6 protein-coding genes are annotated in these 5515 nt (G+C 22.0%); 4 read left to right on the top strand and 2 right to left on the bottom strand.

Going from position 1 to position 5515, the window contains the following annotated elements; genetic code table 4:
• The first annotated feature begins 242 nt into the window (after positions 1-242).
• The 4 genes from EXC48_RS00305 (at position 243) to EXC48_RS00320 (ending at position 2759) form a co-directional block, all read left to right on the top strand.
• Positions 243-581 (top strand): hypothetical protein, encoded by a 339-nt coding sequence (locus EXC48_RS00305; RefSeq protein WP_165035606.1) that lies wholly within the window; start codon positions 243-245, stop codon positions 579-581.
• 170 nt (positions 582-751) lie between these two features.
• Positions 752-1030: a hypothetical protein gene (locus EXC48_RS00310; protein ID WP_129720362.1), complete on the top strand. Its 279-nt coding sequence runs from the start codon at positions 752-754 to the stop codon at positions 1028-1030.
• 8 nt (positions 1031-1038) lie between these two features.
• Entirely contained in the window at positions 1039-1365 is a 327-nt protein-coding gene (locus EXC48_RS00315; protein ID WP_129720363.1) for a hypothetical protein, read from the top strand.
• A gap of 233 nt (positions 1366-1598) precedes the next feature.
• Positions 1599-2759 (top strand): KH domain-containing protein, encoded by a 1161-nt coding sequence (locus tag EXC48_RS00320; protein WP_129720364.1) that lies wholly within the window; start codon positions 1599-1601, stop codon positions 2757-2759.
• Between the two features lie 3 nt (positions 2760-2762).
• Here EXC48_RS00320 and EXC48_RS00325 read toward each other — a convergent pair whose 3' ends face one another.
• Together EXC48_RS00325 and EXC48_RS00330 are read right to left on the bottom strand one after the other, a co-directional pair.
• Positions 2763-4139, bottom strand: coding sequence for a hypothetical protein (locus tag EXC48_RS00325; RefSeq protein ID WP_129720365.1), 1377 nt, complete (start codon positions 4137-4139; stop codon positions 2763-2765).
• A 9-nt stretch (positions 4140-4148) separates the two neighbouring features.
• A complete protein-coding gene (locus EXC48_RS00330; protein ID WP_223216287.1) occupies positions 4149-5366 on the bottom strand; it encodes a S8 family serine peptidase in 1218 nt (405 codons plus the stop codon).
• Positions 5367-5515 lie beyond the last annotated feature (149 nt).

Here is a 5515-nt window from a genome sequence, read left to right on the forward strand (position 1 = left end):
GGATTAGTATTTTTTAAATCTTTCTAGAAAAAAATTGAAATTCATATAATTCTGATAAAAAAAGCGAATTTTGGGTGATGAAAAAAGATATCCAGGTGTTTTTGATGGTTACAAAAAATGATATCACATAAAAAAGTAAAGAATATTATATATGTAGGTGCAATGAATTCAAATAATATTCCAACTAACTTCACTGCATTTAGTGATCAAACCTAATGACAATCATCCATTTATATCGGCATTTGGTTGAAAATAGAAGTGTTCAAAGTCAATTATACCCTCATTACAAAACACAAAAATTATTAAATGAATATAAAAATAAATTCAAAAATGAACAAAATCTTTCTAGAAAGGATTTGGAAAGTCATTATAAAGAAAAAGAAAAAGAATTTATGGGAATTGCTATTGCAGAAACAAGAGAAAGTTTATATAGAAATTTAAGCACTAACTTTTACTCAAGTAATTATTTAACATTTAAAGATTACATTGATTATTTTAATAGTTTTGCCCGGAACTGTATGTCAGCTCCAATGATTACAGGAATACTTTCTTTAATGCAAAATAAAATAAAAGAGAATTAACATTAAATGAAGCAAAAATTTTATTAGCTAGCTCTGCTACATATTCATCAACAACAACATCAAAACACATAAATTTTAAACCTGAGTATATTATAGAAAATACTTCTGAGTTTTGGAAAAATAATAAAACAAAAAGTAAAACGGGATATGGGATTCCTAAATTCTTTGAAATGAAAAAATTTATTATGAATAAGGTTATTTCTTATTCTGATTTTAAAAATGATAATAAATCTGAAGAACTACTATCAAAATCTTATAAACACAATATTTCACATAATTTCAATAATTTAACAGGAACATTTTCATACACAATTAAAAAGACTTTTGACAGTTATTTGGATTCAATTATTCCAGGTTCCAATGATGAAAAAATAATTAAGAAATTGATAAAGAATACAATGCAAAAAATAAAAATGATTATAATAAAAACTTTTTTGATGTTGCGTTAACTATCGAAATGAATTGCGAAAGATTCGACAAAGAAGGTGAATTAATTAAGTATAAGACAGAAAGAACAAAATTTAGTAACTCGTTTTCTTCAAATGTAGAAAGAACTCATTTCGGAAACTATACTCACTTCGTTAATGGTGAATATTATTATACAATAATATACAATGAATGTTTAAAATACTGAGATGTTCTATCGGATTATTACGATAAAAAACTAAAAAAACATAGTGAAGATTCTACTAAAAAAGAACAATTTATATCTAAATTATGACATTTGTATAATAATTATTTAAAAGAATATGTAAATTACAATGCAATAATAACTATTAATTAAGGATTCATTATGAAACTGCAAAAAAAATATTTTTTCTTTCTTTAAATATAATACCTTGTTTTATTACATCATGTAATTATTCAAATGCTATTAGTAATAACCAAAACCATAAATATACAGATGAAGAAATAATAGCAATTAATCAAAATAAATATAATAAAAAATATAAGGAAATAAGAACAAAATTAAGAAATGAAATAAAAGATCAACTTGGAATTAATTTCAATGATTCAGTGATAACTAATGACCAGGTTGAAATGCTAAGATTAATTATTCGTAGAATCAAAGATTCTAGGCCAATTTTCTTGAAACGTATTAAGGAATTTTTATATTATGATTTTAAATCATTAATTGATATTTCAAATAAAGCAAATTGAGAAACAATTGACGATTCTGAAAAAACAGAAGCAACCCTAAATAACATTTTGAATTATTTATATTATTTTTATATTGAATTAGATGATGATAAAAGCGATATTGGTAAAAACTTAATTTCATTTAATGAAATGAAAAAAGATAATAATTTAACATTTAATAAAAACATAAATATTAATAATAAATATCAAAATCAGAAAGTAAATAAATTCATTCTAAGTAAAACATATAATAAAAATAATTTAGATAATAATGACCTTAATGATGTTTATTTAAATTGAGGTAAATATTATACTCCTAGAAATATACAATTTCTTTTAGTTGATGAATATTATTTTGATGGTTATGAGGACAAAAACTTATATGATAGAAAAAATATAAGAGGTGTTAGAGAGCGATTTTTAGATACCGAAATAGGATATAAAGTAATTCATAACTACAATTTTATAACAAAAGAATCATATGCTGATCAAGGCCCTAAGTCACAAAATACATCAAATAAATATTTTGAAAATAAAAATGAAACAATTTTAAATCCAATTCCTGAAAAAATTAAAGAAATAAAAGATAGAAATGGCTATTTTGCACCGAAAAATGTCACTTTATATAAATTAAACAATCAACAAGCAAATAATATCTTTTTCGATCATTCATCAGTAAATAATGAAAATAATTTAATTCTTGACTTTGAATTAGATTATGATGCAAATTACTTAAATCAAAATAATAAATATTTAGGTTTTAATGAAATTAAAACATCTGATAATAAAAAAGTCTTAAATTTATATATAGTTGATAAATATGAACCTGGTAGCTTAGATGATTTTATTAAAAAAAATGGTTCAATTAGATATAAACCAAATAATACAACTAAAACAAGATTAACAATAAATTTATCAAAAATACATTATTTTAAAACCCAAAAAAATATCGATACAAAATATGACGCAATCTTATTTAACTGGTCTAATGATTATTTTGGTCAATTTTCTAGGCAAGAACAATCGGTTTATTTCTAGGGATTATTTAAAGTATTTAATAAAGAGCTGCCTGAGAAATTGACAAAATAATCATGACCAGTAAATAAGATTGCGTCATATTTTTGTATCGATATTTTTTTGTTTTAAAATATTTGATAAATTTATTGTTAATCTTGTTTTAGTTGTATTATTTGGTTTATATCTAATTGAACCATTTTTTTTAATAAAATCATCTAAGCTACCAGGTTCATATTTATCAACTATATATAAATTTAAGACTTTTTTATTATCAGATGTTTTAATTTCATTAAAACCTAAATATTTATTATTTTGATTTAAGTAATTTGCATCATAATCTAATTCAAAGTCAAGAATTAAATTATTTTCATTATTTACTGATGAATGATCGAAAAAGATATTATTTGCTTGTTGATTGTTTAATTTATATAAAGTGACATTTTTCGGTGCAAAATAGCCATTTCTATCTTTTATTTCTTTAATTTTTTCAGGAATTGGATTTAAAATTGTTTCATTTTTATTTTCAAAATATTTATTTGATGTATTTTGTGACTTAGGGCCTTGATCAGCATATGATTCTTTTGTTATAAAATTGTAGTTATGAATTACTTTATATCCTATTTCGGTATCTAAAAATCGCTCTCTAACACCTCTTATATTTTTTCTATCATATAAGTTTTTGTCCTCATAACCATCAAAATAATATTCATCAACTAAAAGAAATTGTATATTTCTAGGAGTATAATATTTACCTCAATTTAAATAAACATCATTAAGGTCATTATTATCTAAATTATTTTTATTATATGTTTTACTTAGAATGAATTTATTTACTTTCTGATTTTGATATTTATTATTAATATTTATGTTTTTATTAAATGTTAAATTATTATCTTTTTTCATTTCATTAAATGAAATTAAGTTTTTACCAATATCGCTTTTATCATCATCTAATTCAATATAAAAATAATATAAATAATTCAAAATGTTATTTAGGGTTGCTTCTGTTTTTTCAGAATCGTCAATTGTTTCTCAATTTGCTTTATTTGAAATATCAATTAATGATTTAAAATCATAATATAAAAATTCCTTAATACGTTTCAAGAAAATTGGCCTAGAATCTTTGATTCTACGAATAATTAATCTTAGCATTTCAACCTGGTCATTAGTTATCACTGAATCATTGAAATTAATTCCAAGTTGATCTTTTATTTCATTTCTTAATTTTGTTCTTATTTCCTTATATTTTTTATTATATTTATTTTGATTAATTGCTATTATTTCTTCATCTGTATATTTATGGTTTTGGTTATTACTAATAGCATTTGAATAATTACATGATGTAATAAAACAAGGTATTATATTTAAAGAAAGAAAAAATATTTTTTTTTGCAGTTTCATAATGAATCCTTAATTAATAGTTATTATTGCATTGTAATTTACATATTCTTTTAAATAATTATTATACAAATGTCATAATTTAGATATAAATTGTTCTTTTTTAGTAGAATCTTCACTATGTTTTTTTAGTTTTTTATCGTAATAATCCGATAGAACATCTCAGTATTTTAAACATTCATTGTATATTATTGTATAATAATATTCACCATTAACGAAGTGAGTATAGTTTCCGAAATGAGTTCTTTCTACATTTGAAGAAAACGAGTTACTAAATTTTGTTCTTTCTGTCTTATACTTAATTAATTCACCTTCTTTGTCGAATCTTTCGCAATTCATTTCGATAGTTAACGCAACATCAAAAAAGTTTTTATTATAATCATTTTTATTTTTTGCATTGTATTCTTTTATCAATTTCTTAATTATTTTTTCATCATTGGAACCTGGAATAATTGAATCCAAATAACTGTCAAAAGTCTTTTTAATTGTGTATGAAAATGTTCCTGTTAAATTATTGAAATTATGTGAAATATTGTGTTTATAAGATTTTGATAGTAGTTCTTCAGATTTATTATCATTTTTAAAATCAGAATAAGAAATAACCTTATTCATAATAAATTTTTTCATTTCAAAGAATTTAGGAATCCCATATCCCGTTTTACTTTTTGTTTTATTATTTTTCCAAAACTCAGAAGTATTTTCTATAATATACTCAGGTTTAAAATTTATGTGTTTTGATGTTGTTGTTGATGAATATGTAGCAGAGCTAGCTAATAAAATTTTTGCTTCATTTAATGTTAATTCTCTTTTTATTTTATTTTGCATTAAAGAAAGTATTCCTGTAATCATTGGAGCTGACATACTAGTTCCGGCAAAACTATTAAAATAATCAATGTAATCTTTAAATGTTAAATAATTACTTGAGTAAAAGTTAGTGCTTAAATTTCTATATAAACTTTCTTGTTTCTGCAATAGCAATTCCCATAAATTCTTTTTCTTTTTCTTATAATGACTTTCCAAATCCTTTCTAGAAAGATTTTGTTCATTTTTGAATTTATTTTTATATTCATTTAATAATTTTTGTGTTTTGTAATGAGGGTATAATTGACTTTGAACACTTCTATTTTCACCAAATGCCGATATAAATGGATGATTGTCATTAGTTTGATCACTAAATGCAGTGAAGTTAGTTGGAATATTATTTGAATTCATTGCACCTACATATATAATATTCTTTACTTTTTATGTGATATTCATTTTTTGTAACCATCAAAAACACCTGGATATCTTTTTTCATCATCCCAAAATTCGCTTTTTTTATCAGAATTATATGAATTTCAATTTTTTTTCTAGAAAGAATTTAAAAATACTAATCCTTT

The sequence above is a fragment of the Mycoplasmopsis cynos genome, from assembly GCF_900660545.1.
GTDB lineage: Bacteria > Bacillota_I > Bacilli_A > Mycoplasmatales > Metamycoplasmataceae > Mycoplasmopsis > Mycoplasmopsis cynos.